Raw genomic sequence first — 26,493 nt, 5'->3', positions numbered from 1 at the left:
CCTTCGCTGCGCTCAGGATGACAGACGACTGATTTAGGCAACGACTAGCCAGCGGCCCGCCGCGGCCCCAGCCAGACTCCATGAAACCCGACTTCGCCCATATTCCCTACGACGCCGCGCCGCAACCCGCGCCGCCGGTGCAGCCCGCCTCCTCCCCCACGCCCGAAGGCATTGACCTCAAGGGCTACTACACCGCCAACGACGTGGCCCCGCTCGACCACCTGGGCTTCGGGGCCGGGCAGGCGCCTTACCTGCGCGGGCCGTACTCCACGATGTACGTGCAGAACCCCTGGACCATCCGCCAGTACGCGGGCTTCAGCACGGCCGAGGAATCGAATGCCTTCTACCGCCGCAACCTCGCCGGCGGGCAGAAGGGCCTGTCGGTTGCCTTCGACCTGGCTACGCACCGCGGCTACGACTCCGACCACCCGCGCGTCGTCGGCGACGTGGGCAAGGCCGGCGTAGCCATCGACTCGGTGGAGGACATGAAGATTCTCTTCGACCAGATTCCGCTGGACCAGATGTCGGTGTCGATGACCATGAACGGGGCGGTGCTGCCGGTGCTGGCCTTCTACATCGTGGCGGCCGAGGAGCAGGGCGTGGCGCCCGAGAAGCTGGCCGGCACCATTCAGAACGACATTCTGAAGGAGTTCATGGTGCGCAACACCTACATCTACCCGCCCGAGCCGTCGATGCGCATCATTGCCGACATCTTCAGCTACACGGCGCAGAAGATGCCCAAGTTCAACTCCATCAGCATCTCGGGCTACCACATGCAGGAAGCCGGGGCCACCGCCGACCTGGAGCTGGCCTACACCCTGGCCGACGGCGTGGAGTACGTGCGGGCCGGCCTCAAAGCGGGCATGACCATCGACCAGTTTGCGCCGCGCCTGTCGTTCTTCTGGGCCATCGGCATGAACCACTTCATGGAAATTGCCAAGATGCGCGCCGGCCGCCTGCTCTGGGCCAAGCTCATCAAGCAGTTCGGGGCCGAAAACCCCAAGTCCCTGGCCCTGCGCACCCACTGCCAGACCTCGGGCTACTCGCTCACCGAGCAGGACCCGTTCAACAACGTGGCCCGCACCACCGTGGAAGCCCTGGCCGCGGCCCTGGGCGGCACCCAGAGCCTACACACCAACGCCCTGGACGAGGCCATTGCCCTGCCCACCGACTTCTCGGCCCGCATTGCCCGCAACACCCAGCTCTACCTGCAGCACGAAACCGACATCACCCGCGTGGTGGACCCCTGGGGCGGCTCCTACTACGTGGAAACGCTTACCCACGAGCTGGCCGAAAAGGCCTGGGCGCTCATCCAGGAAGTCGAACAGCTCGGCGGCATGGCCAAGGCCATTGAAACCGGGCTGCCCAAGCTGCGCATCGAGGAAGCCGCCGCCCGCAAGCAGGCCCGCATCGACTCGGGCAAGGAAATCATCGTCGGCGTCAACAAGTACCAGGTCGACGAGAAGACCGACATTGAAATCCTCGACATCGACAACGCCGCCGTGCGCGAGTCGCAGATTGCGCGCCTGAACAAGATTCGCTCGGAGCGCGACAACGCCGCCGTGCAGCAGGCCCTGGCCGCGCTGACCGAGGCCGCCCGTTCCGGCCCGGGCAATTTGCTCGACCTGGCGGTGCAGGCCGCCCGCCTGCGCGCCACCCTGGGCGAAATCTCCGACGCGCTCGAAACCGTCTTCGGCCGCCACCAGGCCACCATCCGCACCGTCTCGGGCGTGTACTCCGCCGAAATGGACTACGACCAGGAATTTGCCAAGGCCCGGCAGCTGGCCGACGAGTTCAGCCAGAAAGAAGGCCGCCGCCCCCGCATGATGGTGGCCAAAATGGGCCAGGACGGCCACGACCGCGGCGCCAAAGTCATTGCCACCTCCTTCGCCGACGTGGGCTTCGACGTGGACATTGCCCCCCTGTTTCAGACGCCCGAGGAAGTAGCCCGCCAAGCCGCCGAAAACGACGTGCACGTGGTGGGCGTGTCCTCGCTGGCCGCCGGCCACAAAACCCTCGTGCCCCAGCTCATCGACGAGTTGGCCAAGCTCGGCCGCGAAGACATCCTCGTCATTGCCGGCGGCGTCATCCCCGCCCAAGACTACCAGTTCCTCTACGACGCCGGCGTGACCGGCATCTACGGCCCCGGCACCGTCATTGCCGTAGCGGCGCAGGAGATTTTGGGGAAGCTGAGCGCCGTGGAATAGGTCGACCCCGAAGAAATGCGCCTGCTGCTCGACATGGCCGCCCAGGCCGCCGAGCGCGACAAGGCCGAGCTGGCCACCGAGGGCTACTCGGCCCCGCAGCTGGCCGGCCTCAAAGCCCTGGCCGCCCGCCTCGACTCGGTGGACACGGCCCACGAGATGCGCAAGGGCAGCAACCAGGAAGGCACCGACACCTACGTGAAGGTGCAGAACGCGGCCTTCGGTTACGCCCAGCAGCTCAACAAAGCCGCCAAGCTGGTCTTCGGGCCCGACGCGGTGCGCCGCCAGCGCTACCGCCTCACCGACGCCGAAACCGACGCGGCGGCCCGGCCCGCCCAGAAGCCAGCGGCGGCCCAGGGCTAAGCCCCCTCTCCTCCTACTCGCCGAATTACACCTATTGCTATCCATGGAAAAGCCGGACCGTCCCCGGCTTTTTCTATGCCCGGCGGGTTCCGCGGCGGGCCGGCCGAACCGGGAGCCGACAACCGGCTGTTGCCGCCCGGGAAGTATCTTGCGGGTTCAATACCGGTTCGCCGGCTGCTTTCCCTTGCTATTCCATGCGTTTACGCATTTTGTTGCTGGGCTGCCTAAGCTTGCTGCTGGCCCACCGCGGCCACGCCCAGGAAGCCCACGTCCCCTTCTTCCCCACCGACTATGCGAGCTTCGGGCCGCTGCGCACCATGCCGCTGGTGCTGCTGCTGGAAGACGTACCGCCCTTCGTGGCGAAGGTGTCGGCCAAGAAGCCGGAGCTGTTTGCCACGCTGCGGGCCGACATAGCCACCTTCAACGAGCACATGCGCCAGGCGGGGCAGTTCTGGACGTTTTCGCCGCAGGTGCAGGTGCGTACGCCGGCGCAGCTCGACAGCCTGCTCGCCGACGGCCAGCCCCGGCTGGTGCTGAAAGCCGGGCAGGCGGATACCTACAACGACGTGTGCCCAGCCGTGTTTTTGAACGTGCACCAGAAAACGCCGGGCAAGAAGAACGTGCACGTCGAGACGGTACTGGGCTGCTACTACACCACCCAGTCGGTGCTGGTGCGCCGCTTCCACGACCAGTTTGCGGCCAGCGACCTGCTGAACACCCTGCAGCAGATGCAGCGCTACCTGCTGGCCCGCGCCGGCGGAGTATCCGACCAGCAATACCGCCAGGGCCTGCGGGCCGAGCTGGCCGCCGGCCCCGCCGGCCGGACCAAAACCCTGTTGCTGGACCAGGAGCTGCTGCCCGCAGACCTGACGCCGGCGCGGGTGGCCGAGCTTTACCCCTACCCGGTGCAGGTGGTGCCGCGCGCCGTCATCGAAGAAGCGGTGCGCGCCGCCGATGCCCGCTACCTGTACGCCCGCTACGTCCTGCTGAACAAGAACCACGCCTACCAGCTCGTCGACATGGCCGACGGCCGGGTGGTGGCCTTCGCCAAGTACCAGCTGGGCCAGGGCGTGAGCACGCCCAAGGTGCAGGAATGGGTGCTCGAAGGCTTGGCCCAGTTCGGCAAGGGGGCCGACTAAGGTCAGTGGCCAGTAACCGAAACCGGGCGTTTTGACGCCTTTTAAGCCGTCCTGCTTGAGTTGGCGTCCGCGCCAGGCGAAGCAGCGCTACCGCTTCGCCTAAACGGCAAGAAAGCCTGTGATGTCGGGCCCCACGAGACATCCTGCGTGCGGACGTTGAACAGACAATTCAGAACGTCATGCTGAGCATAGCCGAAGCATCTCTCCCGCTTCGTTGAATCGTTGCAGACGAAGCGGGAGGGATGCTTCGACTGCGCTCAGCATGACGGTTGCTATCAAGCGAAATGTGTCGGCTGCGCTCGACATGACGGGCTTTCTTGCCGTGCGCACACCCTGAAATGCCCTGGGGCCGGACTGGGTTTCGCCGCCCCCGGGACGCGCCTGCCACCCGCGGCATCATGACCTGCTAGCGTTTTTGCCCCAGCAATTCGATGGTTGATTCCACGCCGATGTCGTCGGCGAAGTGCTGGTCGTGGGAGATGAGCAGCAGAGTGCCGCGGAAGGTTTTTAGGGCTTCGGTCAGCTCCTGCTGGCTGCCCAGGTCGAGGTTGTTGGTGGGCTCGTCGAGGATGAGCAGGTCGGGGGCGCGGTTGCTCACGGTGAGGCAGCAGAGCAGCAGCTTCATCTTCTCGCCGCCGCTGAGGCCGGCGCAGGGCCGGTCCCAGCTTTCGGGCGCGAATTGGTGGTAGTGCAGCACCGTTTTCAGCTCGTGCTCCAGCAGCTGGCGCGAGTTGTAGGCCTGCAGCTGCTCGAACACCGTGCGCCGATTATCGATGAGCGAGTACTCCTGGTCGAGGTAGAAGTGGGTGAAGTCGGCGCGGTGGAGCTGGCCGGCGGTGGGCGCGAGCTGGCCCAGCAGCAGGCGCAGCAGGGTGGTTTTGCCCGCGCCGTTAGGGCCGCTGATGCGCAGGCGCTGGCCCGAGCGCAACTGCAGCTGCAACGGCTGCGGCCACAAGGGCGGCTGGCCCGGGTAGGCAAAGTCCAGTCCCTGGGCGTCCACCAGGATTTTACCGCGGTGCAGGTCGGAGTGACTCAGGTCGATTTTGAGCACCTGCTGCTCGCGCAGCTGGCCGCGCAGCTGCTGCAGGTCCTGGCTCAGCCCGTCGATTTTGGCGTGGTGCACCTCGCGCAGCTGGGCGGAGCTTTGCTCGGCTTGGCGCTTGAGGTGGCCGGCCACGATGCGCGGCAGGCCCTTTTTCTGGCCCTGGGCCGTGCCGCGGGCGTCCTGCTTGTGGCGCTGCTCGGCCACGTCGCGGGCCTTTTGCCGGGCTTGCTGCAGGGTTTTGGCCGTCGCGTCGACGTGCGCCTGCAGGGCTGCCAGCTGGGTCTGCTTCTGGGTCTGGTAGAAGTCGTAGTTGCCGCTGTACACGGCCACCTCGTCGGGCAGCAGCTCCAGGGTCAGGTCCACCAGGCGCAGCAGGGCGCGGTCGTGGCTGACGACGAGCAGCGTGGCGGGCGTGCGCCCCAAAAAGTCGTAGAGCAGCTGGCGGCTGGCCGCGTCGAGGTGGTTGGAGGGCTCATCGAGCAAGAGCAGGCCGGCGCCGTGCAGCTGCGCTCCGGCCAGAAACACCTTGGTTTTCTCGCCGCCGCTGAGGCCCCCGAGCGGCTGGGCCGGGGCCAGGTGCGGCAGCTGCCAGTGCGCCAGGGCCGCCTGCACCCGCTCTTCGATGCTCCAGTCGTCGTCGAGGCGGGCAAACTGCTCGGGCGAAGCGTCGCCGGCCAGAATGGCGTGCAGGGCCTGCAGCTTGCCGGCCACGCCCAGGGCCTCGGCCACGGTGAGGGCGTCGTACTGGCCCAGGTGCTGGGGCACGTAGTAGGCGGGTTCCGACCGGCTGATTTCGCCCGTGGTCGGCAGCTGCCCGACCAACAGGCGCAGCAGGGTGGATTTGCCGGCGCCGTTCGGCCCGACCAGCGAAGCCTTGCCGCCGCTGGGCACGGCCAGGTGCAGGTCGTGAAACAGCAGGTGGCCGTCGGCGTGGGTATACGAAAGGTGGTTGGCGACGATACTCATAAGGAAAATGGGAGCTAGCGGGTGAAACCAAAACTGGGGCCCCGAAGGGCGCAAGGCAGCGGCCAGCAGCATCGGCAGCCGCTCCTGGGAAGGGCAGCAAGCGGATTACATAGCAAAAAGAGGAGGGGCAACGGGCCGGGGCAGCGCCAGCCGCAAGGCACGCCGGGCCGTAAGACCGGGCGTCCGTACCAGTGACGATGAAGCCGCGGCTACGCAGCTCTAGGGCCGGGCTGGGTGGCGGCGGCCATGCGCAGCCGCTCCGGCGCCTTCGGGCGCCGCGGCTGGCTGAAGGGCACGCGGGCGGGCATAGCGCAAGTGCCCCACGCGGGGCGGGCGCTACTCTCCGGCGGGGCCGTCGGCTGGATTACATAAGGGGCGGGGTTGGGTCGTCGGGCCGGCAGCAGGGGCGGGACGAACGAATGGAAAATCTGCACGCGGATTCGTTTCGCGAGGCGAAATCGAAGGTCGGCGGGCCGTCAACGGGCGTTGCTCAGAGAATTTCCATTGGAGTGCGAAGTGGCTATCCAGGGGCAAATATAGGCAATGCGCGGCGGCAGAGGCAACTAGTAGCGCCGGGCAGGCTAGTGAAGCGGCTATTTTGCGTTACTTGTAGCCGCTGAATTTTGTCCATTCCATTCGTCCTACTTCCCTCATGCCTATTCGCTTGTTCGTGCCGGCTCCGGTCGGTCTGCCAGTTATTCTTACTGCTTATCGGCCCGGCTAAGCCCGCTCTCCTGCCCCAACGACCACCCGCTAGCGGCTGCGGAGCCGCCGATTGATTTCTTCTGTTTTCTATGCGTTTCGCCTGTTTTCTGCTGTTGTTGCTGCTGCCCAGCGTCAGCCTGCGTGCCCAACTTGTAAAGGTGTATCAGCCCATTGTGGGCAGCGCCCAGTTTGTCAATTTTGACCGCTTTACCCGGGAGCCGCTGCTGGTGGTCATGGAAGATGAGCCCACCGACGCGGCTTCCCAGCGGCGCATGGCCAAAGACCCCAAGGAAACGGCCCTGTTTCGCGCCGACTTGGCCGCCCGCAACGAGGCCCTGCGCACCGCCGTCAAGTTCTGGACGCTCACGAAAGTGGAGTTCATCAACTCGGCCCAGGCCGACGCGCACTACCGCGACAAGGAAGCCTCGCACCTGCTGCTGCGCCTCGGCGGGCTGGGGCCGCACGGCATCACCGTCACTTCGATAGTGCTGAGCGCCGAAGGCAAGCCGGAGAAACTCAACTTCGGCGGCTCGCTGCAGGTGCTGGCCAACGACGTGCCCGAAGACGCGCGCCGGCGGCCGGTGGCCTCGGCCAGCTTTGCCCCGCACCCCAACAGCTACTGGAGCGAAACCTACTTCACCAGCGACGCCATCAACGCGGTGCAGGCCATGCAGCGCTACGTGGCGGCCCGCATGCAAAAGCAGAAAGACAAGGACATCGAGGAGGCGCAGCTGCAGCGCATTGGCCAGAGCGGTCCGGCCCTGGCGCAGAAAACCCTGTTGCTCGACCGGGCCCGATTGGACGCGGACTTGCCCGAGGCGCAGATTGCCAAGCTGTACCCGTATCCGGTGCAGGTGGTGGAGCGGGCCGTCATCGAAGCCGCCGTGGCCGCCGCCGACCCGCGCTACCTCTACGCGCGCTACCTCACCGTGTACCGCAACCACGGCTACCAGCTCGTGGATGCCGCCAGCGGGCAGGCCCTGGCCTACGCCCAGTTCAACCTGATGCGCACCGTCGCGCTGGGGCACATTCAGGACTGGACGCTCAAGGAATTTGTTCGCACGTCGGCGGGCCGGTAGCGGCGCCTGTGAGGCCGGCCCACCGGCGTGTGAGCGGGCATTTTCCGCGCTGCCCAGGGCGTGGCTACATCTTCATGTGAGCCCCGGGATTTGGGCCGAAGCCGCGGGCCCGACTACGTTTGAGCCGCATCATCAGCCCCCGCGCCATGAACGTTCTTACCCGCCTGCTGCTGGCGTTGTGCGGCCTCGGCTTGGCCTTTGCCAGCCACGCCGCGCCCTCCGCCGCCCCCGATACGCTGCTGCGCATTGCAGCCAACCCGGCCAAGGGGTTCAACTACCCTTACTTTCTGCTGGTGCCCAAGCGCACCCCGCGCAACGCGCCCACCTACCTGATGGTGGAGCCCAACAACACCGGCTTGCTCAACGACACGCTGGCCGTGCACGAGCGGGCCGCCCGCATAGCTATTGCCGGGCCAAAGGCGGGGCTGAGCCGGCCGCTGGCCCGCGAAATTGGGCTGCCGCTGCTCACGCCGGTGTTTCCGCGCCCGGCGTCTCAGCCGCTGCTCTACACCCACGCCCTCGACAAGGACGCGCTGCACGCCACCGGCGAGCTGGCCCGGCTCGATGAGCAGCTGCTGCATATGATTGACGACGCCCGGGAGCAGCTGCGCGCCCTGCAGGTTCAGGCCCAGGAAAAAGTGCTGCTCAACGGCTTTTCGGCCTCGGCCACCTTCGTCAACCGCTTCACCGTGCTCCACCCCGAACGGGTGCGGGCTGTGGCCGGCGGCGGGCTCAACGGCCTGCTCCTGCTGCCCCTGGACAAGGTAGACGGCGCCGCCCTGCCCTACCCGCTGGGCCTGGCCGACTACCGGCAGCTCACCGGCCACCGCCTCGACTGGCAGCGCTACCGCGCCGTGCCGCAGTTCTTCTACATGGGCGCCCTCGACGACAACGACGCCGCGGCCTTCGACGACGCCTACGACGACGTGGAGCGGGCCCTGATCTACGAGCACCTGGGCCGGCAAATGCAGCCGGCGCGCTGGCAGTACTGCCAACAGGTGTACCAGCAGCAGCGCCTCAACGTCCGCTTCAAAACCTACGCCCACATCGGCCACGGCACCGACATGCTTATCTTCAACGAGCTGAAAGCGTTTTTTATGGCTCAGCTGTAAGCGGGCCGGGTGCTCGGCAGGCTTACGCCCCACCGGCTTGGATGAAGCCTTGGCCAAGGCTGGCGGCGGGCGTATAGCTGTTTTGCCCTACCTTTTGGCGCATTTCAACTCCAACCAATCCGCTTGCTTATGACTGCTGCTTTCCGCCTGCCGCGGCGCCGCCAGGAATACCTGGGGTTCCTGCTCGTCCTGCTCAGCCTGGTGCCGCTGGGCGTGGCCTTCCACCAGGTTGTGGTGCTGTTGTTCGATCTGTTCGACCCGAGCACCACTGCGCTGCGTTACCTGCGCCTCGCGGCCGATGTAGTGGGGGCCGGCGTCATCGGCGGGCAGCTGTTCTACCAGGGCTTGCGCCGCATCGACCGGTAAGCCTGCTTGCCATCAAGCGCCCCGGCGGGTTCCTACGTGCAATTGCGTTGGAGCCCGCCGGGGCGCTTGCTTGATGGGCCCGGTGGCGTAGCGCAGCAACGGGCCAGCGCCGTCGCTCGGGCGCTCCGACCGGTCGGGACGGCGCCGAGAGGCCAGCAGAAGGTCGGCACGGCGCCGGGCAGCCGGCCAAACGGGGACCCGCGGGCAGCCGGCGGGCCGCGTTGCCCGTATTGGCAGCGGCGGGCCGGACGGCCGCGCCGGCTAAGCTGCTTTTGCCGCATCTTCAGGCAGCATTGCGCATGGTATGGCTCGATTTGGTTTCCGGCGCGGGGCCGGGCTATTGTTAGGACTGGTACTGCTGGGGCTGCTGCTGGGAGCCGGGCTGCTGGGCACGCGCTACGGCCGCGCTTACCTGGCCCGGCACCTGCGCCAGCAGCTGGCCGAAAGCTCCGACCTGGTGGTGAGCCCCTTCGAGCTGCACCTTTCCTGGCGCGACTTTCCGCACCTGACGGCCGCCGTGCGCCACCTCACCCTCACCGACACCGCCTACCAGCGCGCCGAGCCGGTGCTGCAAGTGGACCGCGCCGACCTGCGCCTGAACCTGCAGGCCCTGCTGCGCGGGCAAGTCCGCGTCGACGTGCTCACCCTGCGCGACGGGCTGCTGCGCGCCTACGTCGACTCGCTCGGCCGGCGCTGGACCTTGCACGGCCGGCGCCGCAGCGGCCCCGGGCAGCCCCCGCCGCTCGACGTGGAGCTGCCCACGGTGCAGCTGCGCAACGTGCGCCTGAGTTTCCGCAACGACTACAAGCGCAGCCGCTTCGCCGCGCAGGTGGTGCAGGGGCAGTTTCAGCTGCGGCTGCGCGGCGGGCAGCTCACGGTGCGCGGCGCACTCGGCGGCCGGCTCGACTCCTTGCACAACGGCCGCACCGGCACGCTGCTGGCCCACGAGCCGGTGCAGGCCCGGGCGCGCTACCGCTACGACTTCCGGCGGCGCCGGGGCACGTTCGAGCCGGGCACCTACGCCACCCTGCGCGGCGACACCATCCGCATCGGCGGCACGCACACCACGGCCGCCCGGGCCCCGGCCGGCTCCTGGCTGCACCTGCGCTTCGAGGGCCGGCAGCGGCTGATGGACGTGCTGCCCGCGGTGCTGCCGCCCAGCCTGCTGGGCTACCTGCGCGGGGCCCGCAGCCCGAGCCAGGCCCACCTGCGCTACACCGTGAGCGGGCTGAGCAGCCCAACGGTGCTGCCGCGCAACGTGCTGCGCCTGGAGCTGCGCCGGGCCCGCCTCGTCTGGCCCGATTCCAGCCGCCGCATCAGCCGCTGGGACCTGGTGGGCGTGCTCGACAACGGCGCGGCCCACCAGCCGCGCACTACCACGCTCACCCTGCAGCGCTGCCGCATCTACTCCCCGCTCGGGCAGCTTGACCTGCATCTGCAGGTGCGCGACTTCACCCGCCCCACCGTGAACGGGCGCCTGCGCGGCCGCACCGATGTACCGGCCCTGGCCGCGTTGGTGGCCCCCGGCGCCTGGCGGGCCCACGGGGGCGCGGCGGAGTTGGACGTGCGCCTACGCGGCCCGCTGCCCCCGGGCCCGAACCAGTCGGCGCCGCCCGGTCCGGCGGGCAGCTTGTCGGTGCGCGGCCACGTAGCCCTGCACCATGCCTCCTTCGACATTCCGAGCCGCCACGCCCGGGTGCGGGCCCTGAACGTGCGCCTGGGCCTGCAGGACAGCCTCTGGCAGCTCAACGACCTCTCGGGGCAGGTCGACGGCATGCGCTTTCAGGCCCAGGCGCGCACCGTGAACCTGCTCGATTACCTGACCGGGCAGCGCGCCACCACCCGCATCGACGGACGCTTCGCGGTGGACGAGCTGCGCGTAGCCCGGCTGGGCGAACTGCTGCGCCCGCGGCTCACCGGCCCGGCGCGCAGCCGCCGGCCCACCAAAGCCGCCGCCGACAGCTCGCTGCTGCCGCCCGGCCTGCGCCTGCGTGTGGCCCTGCGCTGCGCCCGGCTCGTGCTGCCCACCGACACGCTGCGGCAGCTGCGCGCCCTGGTGCGTCGCGACGGGTGGCGCACCACGCTCAGCGGGTTGTCGGCGCGGGTGTGGGGCGGCGAAATGCTCGGCCGGGCCGCGTGGCCGGGGCCGCTGGCGCGCGGCCGCTCGGCCGGTGAGTTTCAGCTGACCATGCGTTTCGGCACCGTCGATTACCAACGGGTGGCGCGGCTGCTGCGCCGCTCGGTGCGCCCGGCGGCGGGCGGCCCGCCCGGCGCAGCGGCGCGGCCGCGGATAGCTGCGGGCCAGTCACCGCTGCGCCGGCTGCTGCTAACGGCCAACGGGCAGATCAGCTGCCAGGTGAATGCACTGCAGATGCCGGTGGGCGAAAACCTGCGGCAGGTGCGGCTGCAAGTGGTTAAAAGCGGCTCGACGTTCCGGATGCCGGCGCTGTATTTCGCCACCACCTCGGGCGGCGTGGGCTTTGCGCAGGCCTCGGCGCGTATGGCCGGCCCGCGCCTGCTGGCCGCCGACGCCAGCCTGGATTTGCGCTACGCTTCCGTCGACGTGCAGCGCCTGCTGCTGCTGCTGGCCAGCCTGCAGCCCGACGATGACGACGAGGAAGCCACCGCCGATACCCTGGCCACCGCGGCGGCGGAGCCGGCGCGGCCGGGCGCGGGCCGGGCTTCGGCGCTGCTGAGCGGCAACCTGCTCACGGCCCGGCTGCACGTGCGGGCCGAGCACGTGCGCTACGGCGCGCTCAGCGGCACGGGCTTCCGCCTCACCTCGCACCTGCGCCCCGGCGAGGCCCGCCTCGACGAATGCACGCTGCAGGCTTTCGGCGGGCAACTGCGGCTGCGCGGGCGGCTGCAAACCAACGCCGGCCAGGGCCACCACCCGCTGCATGCGCAGGCCCAGTTGCAGGACATTCAGCTGCCACGCCTGTTTGAGCTGGCCGAGGCGCTGGGCTTCGACGTGCTCGGCCCGGCCAACGTGCGCGGCACCATGACCTGCGAAGCCGACGTGCACACCGACCTCGACGCGACGTTTCTGCCCGCCGTGGCCCGCACCCAGGGCTACGCCCGCGCCGACGTGCAAAACCTAGAGCTGCTGCGGGTGGCGCCGCTCCAGCAGGCCCTGCGCCTGCTCAGCCCGCACCGCACCGAGCACTTGTACTTCCGCCCCGTCAGCACCCGGTTTTTTCTCGACCAGGAACGGCTGCTGGTGCCCGAGCTGCGCCTCAACAGCAACCTGACCGACCTGGAAATCAGCGGCGTGTACTTCCTCACCGGCCGCAGCAACCTCTATGTGGGCCTGAACCCCATGCAGGCAGTGCTCGGCAACTTCCGCCAGCGCACAGCCCGCATCCGCGACGGCGCCCCCGCCCGCCGCCCCGACCGGCACCTGCTCTACGTGAACCTGCGGCGGCCCCACGGCCGCATGCGCTACTCGGTGCGCCCCTTCAAGCGCCGGGAAAAAGAAGAGCAGCAAGCCCGGCTGCAGCAGGAATACCGGCAGTTGCTGCTGCGCCAGCCCATCGACACCACTCTGCGTCTGCTGCGGGCGGCGCCGCTACGCTGATTGGTCGACTCGGCTGAGCGGCGGTTAGCTCCCGGCCAGTGCTGTTACCTTCGCGGCCTCGTCCAGCCCGTTTTGCCCATGCCCGCCACCCAGCTGCAGTTTCTCGGCCACGCCGCGTTTCGTCTCACCTCGCCCGAGGGCCGCGTCCTGCTCATCGACCCGTGGTTTACCAACAACCCCTTCGTGCCGGCGCACCTCTGGCAGCCGGAGCAGGCCGACGTGGTGCTCGTCACCCACGGCCACGACGACCACTTCGACCCCGAGCTGCCGGGGCTGCTGGCCCGCACCGGCGCCCGCTGCATTGCCCAGCCGCAGGTGCGCTTCTACCTCTACGAGCAGGGCGTGCCCACCACCCAGTTTGAGCCGATGAACAAGGGCGGCTCCCTAGATGCGTTCGGCGTGCGCGTGACCATGACGCTGGCCTTCCACGGCGCCCACATCGACCTGCCCGACGGCACCGCGGGCTTCGCACACGAGGGCGTGGGCTTCGTGCTCACCTTTTCCGACGGTGCCGTGGTGTACGCCGCCGGCGACACCGCCCTCTTCGGCGACATGCGCCTGCTGGCCGACCTTTACCAGCCCACCGTGGCCCTGCTGCCCATCGGCGACCGGTACACCATGGGCCCGCGGGAAGCGGCCCACGCCGCCCGCCTGCTGCGCACCCCGCACGTGGTACCCTTTCACTACGGCACCTACCCCGCCCTCACCGGCACGCCCGAGCAGCTGCGCGCCCACCTCGCGCCCGCGGATGGCGTGACTGTGCACGCCCTGCAAGCCGGCGAAACGCTGGACCTGGGGCAGCTGCGCTAGCCCCGGCCCGCGCCGGCCTCAAGCCCCGGGCAAGGTCTTGGCCAGCCACTCGAACACGCGCTGGTAGACCTCGGCCCGCACGGCGGGGCGCGAAAGCACCAAATCGTGCATGCCGCCTTCGATGGTTTCGACCGTCACCCGCGGGCCGAGGCGCGGGGCTAGGTCGCGGATGTTCGTTACGTTCAGCACGCCGTCGGCCTGGAAGTACTCCTCGTTGAAGGGGTGGTAGTGCTGCACCGTGCGGGCCGAGTGCAGCACCAGCACCGGCGCCGTGATGCCCAGGCCCTGCGCCACCTGCCGGTGCCCGCGGCGGATGGCGCGCAGCCAGCCGGCGTTGACGTTGAATACCCGGCGCGGTTTCCAGTCCAGGTTGTAGTCCCACTCGCCGTGGTAGTGCCGGTGCAGGCTTTCCCCGTAGCCGAAGGGCAGGTTGGCTTGCACCGGCAAATCGGGCCAGCGGTGGCCCAGGCGCACCACCAGCGGCAGCACGCCTTCGCGCAGCCAGCGCGGCTGGTTCATTTCCAGAAACGGGCTGTTGAGCACCAACGCCGCCCAGGCGCCGGGGTGCGCCGCCGCGTGCAAGGCGCTGATGAGCCCGCCGGTGGAATGGCCGTTGAGCACCAGCAGCGCGGCGCCCTCGGCCTGCATGATGGCGCGGGCCGCGTCGAGGTCGGCGAAATACTCGCGCAAGTCGCGCACGTTGTTGGGGCGCTGGTGCGGCAGCAGGGAGCGGCCGTACTTGCGCAGGTCGAGGGCGTAGAAGCGGTAGCCGTGGGCCGTCCACTGCTCGGCCAGCTCGCGCTGAAAAAAATAGTCGGTGAACCCGTGCACGTAGAGCACTGCCCGGCGCGTGGCGGGCGCGGCGGCGGGCCGGTGGCGCACCAGCGTGCTCACCACCGCGCCCTCGTAGTCGGCGGGCTGCTCCAGGCGCAGCTGCTCGAAATCGGGGCCGAGGATGTCGGGCGTGTAGGCGGGGGCGGCAGACGGCATGCGGTTCGGAAAATCGGGCACCTGAAATCTATGCCGGGCCGGCTAAGCCGGCAGCAGCTGCAGGGCCACGTCGTTGCCCTGTTGAATGGCCAGGTCGCGGGCCGAAAGGCCGCGCACGTCGCGGATGCTGGTGTCGGCGCCGGCTTCAAGCAGGATGGGCACGATGTTGTGGCGGCCGAAGAGGGTGGCAAACATGAGCGCGGTGCCGCCGTTGCCGTTTTGCAGGTTTAGGTCGGCGCCGTGCTGGATGAGCAGCCGGGCTACCTCCGCGTAGCCCTTGAACGAGACGCCCATCAGGGCCGTGTTGCCGCTCACGTCCTGCACGTTCACGTCGGCGCCGGCTTCCAGCAGCACGCGGGTGGCGTCGAGCTGGTCGTCGTAGGTGGCAATGATGAGCGGGGTGAAGCCCTTGCCGTTCTGGGTGTTTACGTCGACGCCGGCGGCCAGCAGTTCGCGGATGTAGGCCACGTCGCCGCGGCGGGCAGCGTCGATGAGCAGGTCTTCGGGGCGGGCAGAGGAAAAGGACATGGCAGACGGAAGGGGTTAAGGCGTACTTGGCCCTGCATACGCAGCCGGCCCGAAAAGCTTTGCGCCGCCCAGCCGCAGGCCGCGGCAGCGCCGTCGCAAGTTGCTCGACGGCAGCGTACGGCCCACCGCCCACCGCGGTTTTTTCGCCGCGGGCCAGACAAACCCGTCGCCGGGCGGTTTAGGCAGGAAGTTTCATCTACCCCGCTTTGTTTTCGCATGGACTTACAACTCACCGATAAAACGGCCCTGGTCACGGGCTCCACCGGCGGCATCGGCCTGGCCATTGCCAAGCGCCTGGCCGCCGAGGGCGCCCAGGTCATCCTCACCGGCCGCACCGAAGCCCGTATTGAGCAGGCCCGCGCCGCCATCCTGGCCGAGACGCCCGGGGCCCGCGTGCGCGGCGTAGCCGTCGATTTTGGGCGGGCCGACGAAGTGCAGCGTCTGCTGCGCGAGGTGCCCACGGTCGATATTCTGGTCAACAACGTGGGCATTTTCGAGCCCAAACCCTTTGCCGACATTCCCGACGAGGACTGGCTGCGCTTTTTCGAGGTGAACGTGCTCAGCGGCGTGCGCCTCGCGCGCCAGTACTTTCCGCCCATGCTGCAGCGCAACTGGGGCCGCATCATTTTCATCTCCAGCGAATCGGGCCTGCAGATTCCGGCCGAAATGATTCACTACGGCACCACCAAAACGGCCCAGCTGGCCGTGGCCCGCGGCCTGGCCGAGCTGACCACCGGCACGGGCGTGACGGTCAACTCGGTGCTGCCCGGCCCCACCGCCTCCGAAGGCGTGGAGGAATTCATCGGCAAGCTGGCCGCCGAAGGCCAGACCCGCGAGGAAGCCGAACGGGACTTCTTCGCCCACGCCCGCCCCTCCTCCCTGCTCAAGCGCTTCATCACCACCGACGAAATTGCGACGATGGTGACCTACCTGGCCAGCCCGCTGGCCGCCGCCACCAACGGGGCCTCCGTGCGCGTCGACGGCGGCGTGATTCGCAGCATCGGCTAAGCGGCGTCAGTTGGACTAATACATGCACGTCATACTGAGCCTGTCGAAGCAGCTCTACCGCTTCGTTGATCGGCATTAAACAAGAACGTCATGTCGAGCTTGCCGAGACATCTCGCGTGCTGACATCCAATAGTAACCCAACGAAAAAATAGTAGCTGACGCCAGCACGCGAGATGTCTCGACTTCGCTCGGAATGACGACCGAGAGGAGCAGGCGAAGCGGGAGAGCTGCCTCGACAGGCTCAGCATGAGGTTCTTTCGTTTATCAGCGCTGTCCTGCTACGCAGGGCGCGGCCTGTTGAGCCGATACGTTTATACCCAAATCAGGATGCCCAGCGTGACCAGGGCCAGCACTGCCCCGGCCACGGCCGTGTTCATGCGCGTTTCGGGCGTGCGGCGCGGCCAGGCGCCCACCAGCGCCACCACCAGCAAGAGCAGGGGCGCCAGCGCAAACGGGCCGTAGATGGTGCCATTGGCGGGCCGAAACGGCGTAGCGCCTTCGGGCGAAGCGGGGGAGCTGACCTGCCGCACCACGCCCAACAGCGGGGTAATCCACACCGTCACGCGGTCCTCGTCGCGCACGCGGGCGCCCTGCTCGCTGGGGATGCGAAACTTGGCGTGAGGCGTGACGATGTCGTAGGCCATGCGCGGGTCGGAAGCCGACGACGAGGTCATCACCACCAGGCGGCTGAGCACGGCCTCGTTTTCGTAGCGGCGCACGGGCAGGGCCCAGTCCAGCGCCAGCAGCAAGCAGAAGGCCAGCAGGGCGTAGTTGACGTAGCGGGCCACCGGGGCGTAGCGCTGCAGCATGGCCTGCGTGGAGCCGGGGCGCCGGTGCGCGGCCGGGGCAGAAACGGAAGAAGCCATAGAGCGGAAAGATGGTTGTGGGTACGAATCAGCGGGTTGAAGTAACGGCGGTGAGTGCAACAAATTATTTCCCGGGCCAAGGTTTCGTTCTCGCGGTTCTTGAATTAGTCTATGTTCCGTTGCTTGCATAATTTGCGCTTCTGCTCCACCGTTAAGGCGGCGTATTGTCATTCTCTGTCGCCGCATGCGCGCCCTGTTATTGCTGTTTTGGCCCCTGCTGTTGGGCCTCGGGCCCGAGCCCACCGATGCCACGTTCCGCCTGACCCAGCAACGCTTCCCGCGGGTGCGCACGGCCTACGCCGCCCGCTGGAGCGCCCTGCAAACCGACCTGCAGCGCCGCCACCTCGCCGCCGACCAGCTGGAGCTGTACCTGCGCGCCTTTAAGGTGGGCCGGCGCGTGGAAGTGTGGGCCCGCAACCGCGGACAAGGCCGCTACCAGCTGCTGCGCCGCTACGCCATTGCCGGCACCTCGGGCACGCTCGGGCCCAAGCTGCGCGCCGGCGACGGGCAGGTGCCCGAGGGCTGCTACCGCATCGACCGCTACAACCCCAACAGCCTGTACCACCTCTCCCTGGGCCTCGACTACCCCAACGCCACCGACCGCGCCCGCGGCGAGGCCGACCCCGGCGGCGACATCTTCATCCACGGCTCCGACGTCACCATCGGCTGCCTGCCCATCACCGATGCCTACATCGAGGAGCTGTACGTGCTGGCCGTAGAAGCCCGCGCCGCCGGGCAGGCCGACATTCCGGTGCACATCTTCCCGTTTGAGCTGACGGCCACCGACCTCGACGCGCACTGGCACAGCCCGCACTACGCCTTCTGGCAGACGTTGGCGCCGGTGTACCGCTACTTCGAGCAGCACCGCACCCTGCCGCCCACCGACGCAGCCGGCGACTACGGGGTACGCTGACCGCGCGCCGCCGCCGCTCCAGTACCGGGGCAAAATTGTTCGGCCGGGGTTCGGCGCAATGGGTATATTGCCCGTTCGTTCCGAATATCCGCCGTACCCCGCAACACCCGACGCATTAGTGGAAACGCCGCCCTTACTCTCCGCCCGTTACGCCCACACCAACCTCACCGCCGAAGACTGGGAAGCCCTGGCCGACTTCTACGAGCGCGTGTTTGGCTGCGAACGTACCCTGCCCCAGCGCGACTACACCGACGAAGCCCTGCACTCGGGCGCGCAGCGCGGCACCCGGCAACGGGGCGTGCACCTGCGCCTGCCCGGCCACGGCCCCGGCGGCCCCACGCTGGAAATCTTCGGCTACGACCCGCTGACCAACCGCGCCCGCACCGCCCCAAACCGCCCCGGTTTCGGCCACATTGCCTTCGAGGTGGCCGACGTGGCCGCGGCCCGCGCCGTGGTGCTGGCGGAGGGCGGCTCGGCCCTGGGCGAGGTCGTCACGCAGATGACGCCGCTGGGCCGCGCCATTACCTGGGCCTACGTGGCCGACCCGGAGTGCAACGTCATCGAGCTGCAGTCGTGGACGGCCTGATACCGCCCGACGAATCGGCCCTGCCGCCCGCGGCCGCGCAGCTGCGCGAGGCCGCCGTGCTCGTGCCCGTGTACCGCGACGACGCCGGGCAGCTGCGCCTGGTGCTGCTGGTGCGCAGCAACTTCGGTGTGCACGGCGGGCAGCTGGCCTTTCCCGGCGGCAAGCAGGACCCAACCGACAGCAGCCTACTCGACACGGCCCTGCGCGAGGCCGAGGAAGAGGTGTATTTGCCGCGCACGGCCGTGCAGGTGCTGGCCGAGCTCCCCTACGTGAGCACGCCCACCGGCTACCGCGTCACGCCCTACCTCGGGCGCATTACCCGGCCGGCGGTGTGGCGCTGGCTGGAGCGCGAGGTGCTGGAAGTGCTGGAAGTACCCCTGAGCGAGCTGCTCGACCCCGCCCGGCACGCCACCGAGCACTGGCAGCTGCCCGAGTGGCCCCGGCCCGCGCCGGTGTCGTTTATCCGCATCGGCGAGCATAAACTCTGGGGCCTGAGCTACCGCATCGTGCGCCAGCTGCTGCCGCGGCTGACGGCCGGGGAGTGGGCCCTCTGACGGCGGCCGCTTGGGCCGTCGGGCCGCTGGAGTGATTATTGAGCTAGGCGCGGGCCACTGCCCAATCCACAAATTTGCTATTCCGTTATGAGGTATTGCTACCGCCCGCTGGCATTGTGGGCTGCATTGGCCCTGCCCGCCACCGTGGCGGGCCAGCACCGCCTCAGCGCCGTTGGCTTGCGCGCCGGCCTGGGTTTGCTCACGCCCCATTGGGCCACGGCCGATGTCGACGTGGCCAACATGCGTCTGACCAATCACCGCGAAGCGCGGCCGGAGCGGCTCACGCGGCAGGCAGGCCTCTACGCCCGCTTCACCAGCCCCGCTTCGCGCTGGTACATGCAGCCGGAGGTGCAGGGCACGGTGGCCAAGGGGTACAGCTACGTCACGGCCAGCGTTGACGGCGGCTGGGGCGGCATTTCGTATTTCTACCGCCAGCTGCGCCGCCTCGATGCGGGCGTGCTCGTGGGCTCCCGCCTGGGCCATGGGCCGGTGCACGTGGCCGCGGGCCCGGCCCTGGCCTACAACCAAGCCGACGACGCGTACCGATCCGGCATCGGCAGCACGCAGGCGCTGCTCGATGTGGTGGCCGCTTCCCCGCGCCGCCTGCAGGCGCTGGGGCGGGCTGCGGTGGGCGTCCGTGGCGGCCGGTTTGGCCTGGAGCTGCGCTACGAGCTGGGCCTGACCCGCTACATCAACCAGTTTCGGTACCGGGAGCAGACGTATCAGCTGCCGCTCAACAACCACTTGCTGCTCTTGTCCTTGAGCGCCGACATTCTCCGCTGGCAACACCAAAAAATCCCCCATTTCCGGTAGCGCGAAGCGTTTCGGCACGCTTTTGCGTTATTGAGCCCACGGCGCGGCCGGCCGTTCACCTCCCCGGCCGCCCGGTTTGGCATATGCAGACTCGCTTTTTCGCGCTGGCCCTGGCTCTGCTCCTCGCGCTGCAGGCCCGGGCGCAACAACAGGCTTCCATCTGGTATTTCGGGCAGGAAGCCGGCCTGGATTTCCGCCAGGGCGCCCCCACCCCGCTGCTCGACGGCAAGCTCAGCACCTACGAAGGCTCGTCGGTGGCCACTACCTCGCGCGGGCAGCTCTTGTTCTACACCAACGGCGTGTACGTGTGGAACCGGCAGCACCAGCTCATGCCCAACGGCAAAAACCTGGCGGGTAGCAAATCGTCCTCGCAGAGCGCCCTCGTCATCCCCGACCCGGGCAGCGGCAACGTGTTCTACATCTTCACCACCGCCGCCGAGGGCAACAGCGTGGGCATGCGCTACTCCACCGTCGACATGACCGACGCCGAGGGCATGGGCGACGTGAAGCGCAGCAACGGCTTACTCATTTCGCCGGTGGCGGAAAAGCTGGCCGCCGTGCGCCACAAAAACGGCCGCGACATTTGGGTGGTTGGCCACCGCTGGAACTCCAACGCCTTCGTGAGTTACCTCGTCACGCCCGAGGGCGTGCAGACCAAGCCCATCCTCAGCAACGTGGGCAGCATGCACGCCGGCCCCGGCCGCAACGCCATCGGCTGCATGAAATTCTCGCCCGACGGCCGCAAGCTGGCCGTGGCCATCTGGCGCGAGGCCAACAAGGTGGAGGTCTTCGACTTCGACAACGCCACCGGCCTGGTGAAAGCCCCCAAGAGCTACGGCCCCTTCGAGGAAGCCTACGGCGTGGAATTCTCGCCCGACGGCTCCAAGCTCTACGCCACCAGCAACGGCAACGGCGGCGGCAACGCCCAGGTGTGGCAGGTGGACTTGCCCACCGGCACCAAGACGGCCGTCGGCAACTCCGCCAACCGCAAAATCGGCTCCCTGCAGCTCGGCCCCGACGGCAAAATCTACGTGGCCCGCGAGGACAACCCCTTCCTGGGCGTCATCGAAAACCCCAACGCCCTGGGCATGGCCGCCAAGTATGTGGACGACGGCATCAAGCTCGGCGGCCGCCGCGGCAAGCTCGGCCTGCCGATTTTCATCCAGAGTTATTTCAAGTAAGAGGGGCTGCAGGGAGTGGTGCAAAAAGAACGTCATCCTGAGCCTGAGCGAAGGACCTTCCTCGAACCCTGCACCGCCGCTGATGCCAATGTGCTAACGCTTTTGGTTGGCAGTAGAAATGCAAAAGCGCAGCCACCGTACTAGGTGGCTGCGCTTTTCAGTTGGTACTAGGCCAGAGGAAGGTCCTTCGCGTTGCTCAGGATGACGGCCTAATCACCTAATTCCTTTATCACCTCATCACTCACTTCTGCTCCCCGAACTTGAAGCGCAGGAAGCCCGTGGCCACCGACACGTAGGGGTGCTCGGAGGCGAACAGGCCCACCAGGTCGCGGGTACTGATGCCGGCTTCGTAGTGCTTGAAGGCCAGCGTGGCGCCCAACGGCAGGCTGAAACCGTAGCCGGCGCCCCCGCTCAGGCCGCTGCTCAGGCGCAGCCAGTGCACGGGCTTGTAGTCGACGCCGGCGCCCACGAAGGGCTTGGGCAGGTTGCCGGCCACGTCGTTCATGGGCAGCGTGGCATCCACACCTACTTCGAAGTACTCGCTGATGCGCAGGCCCGCGCCGGCGCGCAGCTTGGTGGGCAGGCGCTCGGAGCGGCTGGCGCTGGGCTGGTACTGAAACAGGCTGTCGGTGCCGGCGCTGACGATTTGGGCCACTTCCTTGATCAGGTTGTAGGAGTCGATGCCGTCGGAGCTGAGCTGCTTGAGCTTCTGGTCGTTGGCCGTCACCAGGTTGCCCTTCCAGGTCATGCTGCCCACGTCGGTCAGGGAGAGGCCCACGCGCAGCGACTTGCCCACTTCCACGGCCGCGCCCAGGTCGAAGCCGTTGCCGGTGCCCACCGGGCGCAGGCCCGAGCCGCCGTGCCGGTAGTTGAACTGCGGGTTCTGGGCCAGTTTTCCGTAGTTGATGTCGAACAAGGGCGACACGGCCCCGAACGCGAAGAGCTTGCCGTCTTCGGCCCGGATGTCGACCACGCCCACGCCCTCGATGTAGCGGTAGCCCACGCCGGCCGAGAGCTGAAACAGGTCGTTGTCGAGCAGGCGGCGGCCGAAGGCCACGTTGAACTCGTTGAGCCAGCTCATCTGCAGGCGCGTGCCCTGCAGCGCCGTCGACACCAGCGGAATGGTGGTGCCGGAGGTGTACTGCTGGTAAATCGGCGCGTTCTTGCCCAAGAACAGGATGTCGGCCATGTTCTTGTTCAGGCCCATGTGCGTCACCACGCGCTGCTGGTTGCTGACGGCCACCGTGCCCAGGCCCAGGATATCCACCGAGGCGCCGAAGGTCAGCACGTCCGCGTTAATGTTCAGCGCGTTGTCGGAGTTGAAGGTGCGGGCCAGCTCCTGCTTTTCGGCCGGGGTCAGCTTGTCGTCGACGCGCTTGACGAAGCGCAGCATCTGCTCGCGCGTGAGTGACTGGGAGCCGATGCCCAGGCCAAACTGTAAGAGGCCCACCGACACCTTGGGGCTACCGATGCGGGCCAGGTTGGCCGGGTTGATGCCGATGGCCTGGTAGTCGCTCACAAAGGTGTTGGCCACGCCGCCGCGGCCCGTCGAGCCGAAGTTGCTCAGTTCGTTTTGCGCGCGCAGGCTCAGCGGGGCCAGCGCCAGCGCGCCCAGGGCCAGGCCGGGTAAAAATCGTTTCATGACAGGAAGGTAGTGGAGAGAGGACGGGAGCGAAGCCAACGCAGGATACAACCGTAAGGGCACAACGCCGGGGCAAGTAGCTACATTTAAGCGTCCGAACCAAAGCCGCCGCGTCCCCAGTCGATGAGTAGCCGCTGAAAATCGGCCTATTACCCGCTCGCCTTGCCCAAACGCCTCACCGCCGACCAGTACATTCAGGGCCTGCTCGCCCACGACCGGCTCGTGCTCAGCCGCGCCATTACCCTCGTCGAAAGCACCCTGCCCGCCGACCAGGAGCTGGCCCAGTGGGTGCTGGCCGCCGTGTTGCCTAGCACCGGCCGCTCGGTGCGCGTGGGCATCACCGGCGTGCCCGGCGTGGGCAAAAGTACCTTTATCGAAGCCCTCGGCGTGCATTTGGTGGAGCAGGGCCACCGCCTGGCCGTGCTGGCCGTGGACCCCACTAGTCAGCGCAGCGGCGGCAGCATCCTGGGCGACAAAACCCGCATGAACCAGCTGGCGGCGCACCCGCAGGCGTTTATCCGCCCCTCCCCCGCCGGCCGCTCCTTGGGCGGCGTGGCCCGCGCTACCCGCGAAGCCCTGCTCCTGTGCGAGGCGGCGGGCTTCGACGTCATCTTCGTGGAAACCGTGGGCGTGGGCCAGAGCGAAACCGCCGTGCACGGCATGGTCGATTTCTTCCTGCTGCTGATGCTGGCCGGGGCCGGCGACGAGCTGCAGGGCGTCAAGCGCGGCATCATGGAAATGGCCGACGCGGTGGTCATCACCAAGGCCGACTCGGGCAACGAACTGGCCGCCAAACGGGCACGGGTGGAGTACCAGTCGGCGCTGCGGCTATTTCCGCACGCGGCCTCGGGCTGGGCCCCGGTGGCGCGCACCTGCTCGGCCCTTTCGGGCGCGGGCGTGCCGGGCGTGTGGGAGGAAATCGGCCGCTACCTGGAGCTGACGCGCGGCAACGGCTTCTTCGAGCGGCGGCGCCAGGAGCAAAACCTGCAGTGGCTGCAGCAAAGCATCCGCGAGGCGCTGGAAGAGCGGTTTTACGCCCGCCCCGACATAGCAGCCCGCCTGCCGGAGCTGCAGCAGCGCGTGATGCGCGGCGAGCAGTCGGCCTTTGCGGCGGCGGCGGAACTGCTGGGGCTGTAGCAGCCAGTAGCGCGGGCTTTCAGGTCGCGCATCCGGGAACGACAAGCGTGGGTTGCCTATCAACGACAACCGCTCCGAATGCGTGACATGGCAGTTCGCGCAACGACGCACGCGGCGCCGGTCTACTTCTTCAGCAGCTCGTCAAGGAGCCGATAGCGGGCTTCGTGCGGGGCCGCTTCGGCCTGGGTGGTCACGTCGAGGCGCAGCTGCTGAGGCGCGGCGGCTGGGGCGACGGGCCAGGTGGGCAAGCGGCCGCCGTTGGGGTTGCCGGTTTTGATGAAGTTGGCGAAGTAGCGCTGCATCACGTCCGACACCTTGTAGTCGTCTGGCGTCCAGGCGTAGACGGTGTTGGTGGCCAGGTTGCCGAGGGCATATTCGATTTCGGCGGAGTGCACCGCCCCGCGGGCAACGGGCGGCTTGGGCGCGGCGGGGTCGGCTTTGACCACGCCGCCGGCCAGGCCCGCGGTGGCGTTGCCCATGGCCGGCGTCATGGCCGGGCGCGGGCGGGCGAAAAGGTAGCGGTATACCGGCTGCCCACCGGTGCGCGCGTGCGCATCGGCCCACTTCCAGGTGCTGTAGGCAATAAACAAGTCGCCGGCCAGGTCGGTAGCCGACTGCTCGGCCTGGGCGGCAGTGGCACCCGGGTAGAGCTTCAGCACCTCAGCGGCCCGGTCGCCAAAGCGCTTTTGCACGGCTTGCTGGTAGGTTTCGGGCGTGACGGGCTGCTTGCCCAACAGCCAGCCGGCATTCATTTCCTCGGAGTTCCAGCCTAGCAGCAGCGGCACCCGCGCCTGCTGCCCCGCCGCGAATATGGCGGCGGCCGCCTGCGGCAGAAAATAGCCGTCGACGATGGGCGCGAAGCGCGGGGCGTCGGGCTGCCCGGCGGCGGCCAGCAGCTGCTCGGCGGGCAAGGCGCGCAAAGCGGCCAGTGAAGGAGCGTTGAGCCGGGCCGCGAAACCGGCGCCCGTTTGCTCGGCCGCGGTCAGGGAGGTCAGGCCCAAGCTGGAATTCAGCAACGAGCCACTTTCGCCGATGGCACGCCGAAACAAGCCTTTCGACAAGGGCGAAGCCATCTGCCCGCTCACCGACATAGCCCCGGCCGACTCGCCGGCAATGCTGACTTGCTGCGGGTCGCCGCCGAAGGCGGCAATGTTCTGCTGCACCCAGCGCAGGGCGGCGTTTTGGTCGAGCAGGCCGTAGTTGCCCGAAGCGTGCCGGCCCGATTCCTGGCTTAACTCAGGGTGGGCCAGGAAGCCGAACACGCCCAAGCGGTAGTTTACCGTTACGGCCACAATGCCGCGCCGGGCCATGGCTTCGCCGTCGTAGCGCGGCTCGGAGGCGTCGCCGGCGATGAACCCGCCGCCGTAGAAATACACCAGCACCGGCCGCCGCTCCCGGGCCGCGGCCGCGGGCGTCCACACGTTCAGGTACAGGCAGTCCTCGCTGCCGGCCGGGGAACGGAAGTTCATGTCGCCAAACACGGGCTGCTGCATGGGCCGGGCGGCAAACGCGGTAGCGGCCCGCACGCCTGGCCACGGCTGCACCGGTTGCGGGGGCTGCCAGCGCAATGCTCCCACCGGCGGCGCGGCGAAGGGCACGCCCCGAAACACCCGAACACCGCCGGCCAACGCGCTGCCTTCGAGTACGCCGCTGGCTACGCGCACTTGGTTAGCGGCCAGTTTCTCGGCGGGTGTTTTCTTGGTCTGGCTCAAGGCCGCAAACGGCACGGTGAGCAGTAGCAACAGCAATACTGACTTCATGGACGGAGCGGTAAGCCGGTGAAAAGATACGCACGGTGCTGCGCCGCTTATGCCCGATCAGCCACAGCGTTGGTTCGCGCGGCAAACCCCGCGGCCCGAGCTACTTCAGCTGCAGCAGGTCCCACTTGTTGCCGTAGAGGTCGGCAAAGACGACCACCGAGCCGTACTCCTCGTGGCGCGGCTCCTCCAGAAATTGCACGCCCGCGGCCCGGTAGCGGGCGTAGTCGCCGGCGAAGTCGTCGGTGTTGAGGAAGAGGAACACGCGGCCGCCGGCCTGGTTGCCGATGTGGGCGCGCTGCTCGTCGGTGGCCGCCTGGGCCAGCAGCAGCGCGGGACTGCCCGCACCGGCCGGCGCTACGCGCACCCAGCGTTTACCCTCGCCGCGGTCGGTGTCTTCGAGCAGTTCAAAGCCGAGCACGTCGACGTAGTAGCGGATGGCTTCGTCGTAGTCGCGGACGAGCAGGGTGAGGTTGCCGAGGTGTTGGGCCATTAGTTCGGAGCGTTGAGCGTATGCAGTAGGTCCGTTAAATCCGCCCGCAGGCGCTTTTGTTCGGCAGCCCGACGCTTAACGGCTTCCGAGGTGCTGCGCGCCGGGTCGGTCGGCAGCGGCATCAGCTGGTTCTGCACAAAGTAGCTGCGCGTCTTTTTGATGCGTGACTTGGCGAAATCGAACCGTTCACCACCGCCCATTTCCCGTACCCAGGCAGAGTCCTGGTAGTAGGGCTGGTTGTATTCGTAGTCTGTTTCGAATACGAAAGCCAGCTGCCCATCCGGCCACAGGTAGTACTCGGCCAGCTGCCGCCCCGTTTCGCCGTAGTTGCGGGCCTCGATTTTGGCAAGGCGCCCCTTCTGGTAGTAGTAAGCCGCCTCGCCGCCGTCGGTGGAGTTGTGCAGTTCGCGTTTGAGCACCTTTTGCCAACGCCGCACCCCTTTCAGCTGCCCGACGCGGACGTGGATCAGCCGCAGCTGTTCGGCCGGGTTGCTCGGTCCGGCCGTGTCGGTAGTGGTTCGGGGCCTGTCCGACGCCGGCGTACCAGGCCGTGACGCGGCGGGGCCGAGATGGGGCGGCGCGGCCGGCGGCCGCTTTGGCTCACAGCCGACGACGAGCAGCAAACTCAATAACGCAACGACTCGGCGATTCATCGGGTG

At 68.0% G+C, this 26,493-nt stretch carries 23 protein-coding genes; 15 read left to right on the top strand and 8 right to left on the bottom strand.

Features of this window, described 5'->3' with window-relative positions; genetic code table 11:
- Window positions 1-80: 80 nt before the first annotated feature.
- The 3 genes from scpA to LJ737_RS08430 all read left to right on the top strand — a co-directional run bounded on the left by scpA (window position 81) and on the right by LJ737_RS08430 (window position 3,706).
- Entirely contained in the window at window positions 81-2,207 is a 2,127-nt protein-coding gene (gene scpA / locus LJ737_RS08440; protein WP_227764626.1) for a methylmalonyl-CoA mutase, read from the top strand.
- Between the two features lie 15 nt (window positions 2,208-2,222).
- Window positions 2,223-2,567 (top strand): hypothetical protein, encoded by a 345-nt coding sequence (locus tag LJ737_RS08435; RefSeq protein ID WP_227764624.1) that lies wholly within the window; start codon window positions 2,223-2,225, stop codon window positions 2,565-2,567.
- Between the two features lie 194 nt (window positions 2,568-2,761).
- Window positions 2,762-3,706: a hypothetical protein gene (locus LJ737_RS08430; RefSeq protein WP_227764622.1), complete on the top strand. Its 945-nt coding sequence runs from the start codon at window positions 2,762-2,764 to the stop codon at window positions 3,704-3,706.
- A gap of 406 nt (window positions 3,707-4,112) precedes the next feature.
- On the opposite strand, the gene LJ737_RS08425 is transcribed toward LJ737_RS08430, so the two are convergent.
- The gene (locus LJ737_RS08425) at window positions 4,113-5,717 is read right to left on the bottom strand and encodes an ABC-F family ATP-binding cassette domain-containing protein (RefSeq protein ID WP_227764621.1); all 1,605 of its coding nucleotides are present in this window, start codon (window positions 5,715-5,717) and stop codon (window positions 4,113-4,115) included.
- A 794-nt stretch (window positions 5,718-6,511) separates the two neighbouring features.
- Here LJ737_RS08425 and LJ737_RS08420 point away from each other — a divergent pair.
- The 5 genes from LJ737_RS08420 (at window position 6,512) to LJ737_RS08400 (ending at window position 13,366) form a co-directional block, all read left to right on the top strand.
- Window positions 6,512-7,501, top strand: coding sequence for a hypothetical protein (locus LJ737_RS08420; RefSeq protein ID WP_227764620.1), 990 nt, complete (start codon window positions 6,512-6,514; stop codon window positions 7,499-7,501).
- Between the two features lie 146 nt (window positions 7,502-7,647).
- Window positions 7,648-8,613, top strand: coding sequence for a hypothetical protein (locus tag LJ737_RS08415; RefSeq protein WP_227764618.1), 966 nt, complete (start codon window positions 7,648-7,650; stop codon window positions 8,611-8,613).
- Window positions 8,614-8,742: 129 nt separating this feature from the next.
- Window positions 8,743-8,979, top strand: coding sequence for a hypothetical protein (locus LJ737_RS08410; protein ID WP_227764616.1), 237 nt, complete (start codon window positions 8,743-8,745; stop codon window positions 8,977-8,979).
- A gap of 304 nt (window positions 8,980-9,283) precedes the next feature.
- Entirely contained in the window at window positions 9,284-12,556 is a 3,273-nt protein-coding gene (locus LJ737_RS08405) for an AsmA-like C-terminal region-containing protein (RefSeq protein WP_227764614.1), read from the top strand.
- 78 nt (window positions 12,557-12,634) lie between these two features.
- A complete protein-coding gene (locus tag LJ737_RS08400) occupies window positions 12,635-13,366 on the top strand; it encodes a metal-dependent hydrolase (RefSeq protein WP_227764612.1) in 732 nt (243 codons plus the stop codon).
- Between the two features lie 18 nt (window positions 13,367-13,384).
- Here the strand turns inward: LJ737_RS08400 and LJ737_RS08395 are convergent, their stop codons facing one another.
- Both LJ737_RS08395 and LJ737_RS08390 read right to left on the bottom strand, forming a co-directional pair.
- Window positions 13,385-14,356, bottom strand: coding sequence for an alpha/beta hydrolase (locus tag LJ737_RS08395; RefSeq protein ID WP_227764609.1), 972 nt, complete (start codon window positions 14,354-14,356; stop codon window positions 13,385-13,387).
- Window positions 14,357-14,398: 42 nt separating this feature from the next.
- The gene (locus LJ737_RS08390; protein ID WP_227764608.1) at window positions 14,399-14,884 is read right to left on the bottom strand and encodes an ankyrin repeat domain-containing protein; all 486 of its coding nucleotides are present in this window, start codon (window positions 14,882-14,884) and stop codon (window positions 14,399-14,401) included.
- 216 nt (window positions 14,885-15,100) lie between these two features.
- Here LJ737_RS08390 and LJ737_RS08385 point away from each other — a divergent pair, with 216 nt between their 5' ends.
- The gene (locus LJ737_RS08385) at window positions 15,101-15,892 is read left to right on the top strand and encodes an SDR family NAD(P)-dependent oxidoreductase (RefSeq protein WP_227764606.1); all 792 of its coding nucleotides are present in this window, start codon (window positions 15,101-15,103) and stop codon (window positions 15,890-15,892) included.
- A gap of 311 nt (window positions 15,893-16,203) precedes the next feature.
- Here LJ737_RS08385 and LJ737_RS08380 read toward each other — a convergent pair whose 3' ends face one another.
- Complete coding sequence (locus LJ737_RS08380) at window positions 16,204-16,758, bottom strand: hypothetical protein (RefSeq protein ID WP_227764604.1); 555 nt, start codon at window positions 16,756-16,758, stop codon at window positions 16,204-16,206.
- A gap of 184 nt (window positions 16,759-16,942) precedes the next feature.
- Here LJ737_RS08380 and LJ737_RS08375 point away from each other — a divergent pair, with 184 nt between their 5' ends.
- The 5 genes from LJ737_RS08375 (at window position 16,943) to LJ737_RS08355 (ending at window position 20,805) form a co-directional block, all read left to right on the top strand.
- Window positions 16,943-17,671 (top strand): L,D-transpeptidase family protein, encoded by a 729-nt coding sequence (locus LJ737_RS08375; RefSeq protein WP_227764601.1) that lies wholly within the window; start codon window positions 16,943-16,945, stop codon window positions 17,669-17,671.
- A gap of 118 nt (window positions 17,672-17,789) precedes the next feature.
- Window positions 17,790-18,257, top strand: a complete 468-nt coding sequence (locus LJ737_RS08370) for a VOC family protein (protein WP_227764600.1) — start codon at window positions 17,790-17,792, stop codon at window positions 18,255-18,257.
- The gene (locus LJ737_RS08365; RefSeq protein ID WP_227764598.1) at window positions 18,245-18,811 is read left to right on the top strand and encodes an NUDIX hydrolase; all 567 of its coding nucleotides are present in this window, start codon (window positions 18,245-18,247) and stop codon (window positions 18,809-18,811) included. The genes LJ737_RS08370 and LJ737_RS08365 overlap by 13 nt, the downstream gene beginning before the upstream one ends.
- An 87-nt stretch (window positions 18,812-18,898) precedes the next feature.
- Window positions 18,899-19,624 carry a hypothetical protein gene (locus LJ737_RS08360; RefSeq protein ID WP_227764596.1) on the top strand — a complete coding sequence of 242 codons (726 nt, stop codon included), beginning with the start codon at window positions 18,899-18,901 and terminating at the stop codon, window positions 19,622-19,624.
- Between the two features lie 83 nt (window positions 19,625-19,707).
- Complete coding sequence (locus LJ737_RS08355; RefSeq protein WP_227764594.1) at window positions 19,708-20,805, top strand: YncE family protein; 1,098 nt, start codon at window positions 19,708-19,710, stop codon at window positions 20,803-20,805.
- A gap of 241 nt (window positions 20,806-21,046) precedes the next feature.
- Here the strand turns inward: LJ737_RS08355 and LJ737_RS08350 are convergent, their stop codons facing one another.
- Complete coding sequence (locus tag LJ737_RS08350) at window positions 21,047-22,447, bottom strand: DUF5723 family protein (protein ID WP_227764592.1); 1,401 nt, start codon at window positions 22,445-22,447, stop codon at window positions 21,047-21,049.
- A gap of 162 nt (window positions 22,448-22,609) precedes the next feature.
- Between LJ737_RS08350 and meaB the strand changes: the two genes are divergently transcribed.
- Window positions 22,610-23,584 (top strand): methylmalonyl Co-A mutase-associated GTPase MeaB, encoded by a 975-nt coding sequence (meaB, locus tag LJ737_RS08345; protein WP_227764590.1) that lies wholly within the window; start codon window positions 22,610-22,612, stop codon window positions 23,582-23,584.
- Window positions 23,585-23,706: 122 nt separating this feature from the next.
- Here meaB and LJ737_RS08340 read toward each other — a convergent pair whose 3' ends face one another.
- The 3 genes from LJ737_RS08340 to LJ737_RS08330 all read right to left on the bottom strand — a co-directional run bounded on the left by LJ737_RS08340 (window position 23,707) and on the right by LJ737_RS08330 (window position 26,487).
- Window positions 23,707-25,344, bottom strand: coding sequence for a carboxylesterase/lipase family protein (locus tag LJ737_RS08340; protein ID WP_227764588.1), 1,638 nt, complete (start codon window positions 25,342-25,344; stop codon window positions 23,707-23,709).
- 100 nt (window positions 25,345-25,444) lie between these two features.
- Complete coding sequence (locus LJ737_RS08335; protein ID WP_227764586.1) at window positions 25,445-25,834, bottom strand: VOC family protein; 390 nt, start codon at window positions 25,832-25,834, stop codon at window positions 25,445-25,447.
- On the bottom strand, window positions 25,834-26,487 hold the full coding sequence (locus LJ737_RS08330; protein WP_227764585.1) for a hypothetical protein: 654 nt from the start codon (window positions 26,485-26,487) through the stop codon (window positions 25,834-25,836). The genes LJ737_RS08335 and LJ737_RS08330 overlap by 1 nt, the downstream gene beginning before the upstream one ends.
- Between the last annotated feature and the right edge of the window lie 6 nt (window positions 26,488-26,493).

Source organism: Hymenobacter sp. 15J16-1T3B (assembly GCF_020711235.1).
In the GTDB taxonomy this organism is placed as follows: Bacteria; Bacteroidota; Bacteroidia; order Cytophagales; family Hymenobacteraceae; genus Solirubrum.
This window is presented reverse-complemented; position numbering and strand designations above follow the sequence as displayed.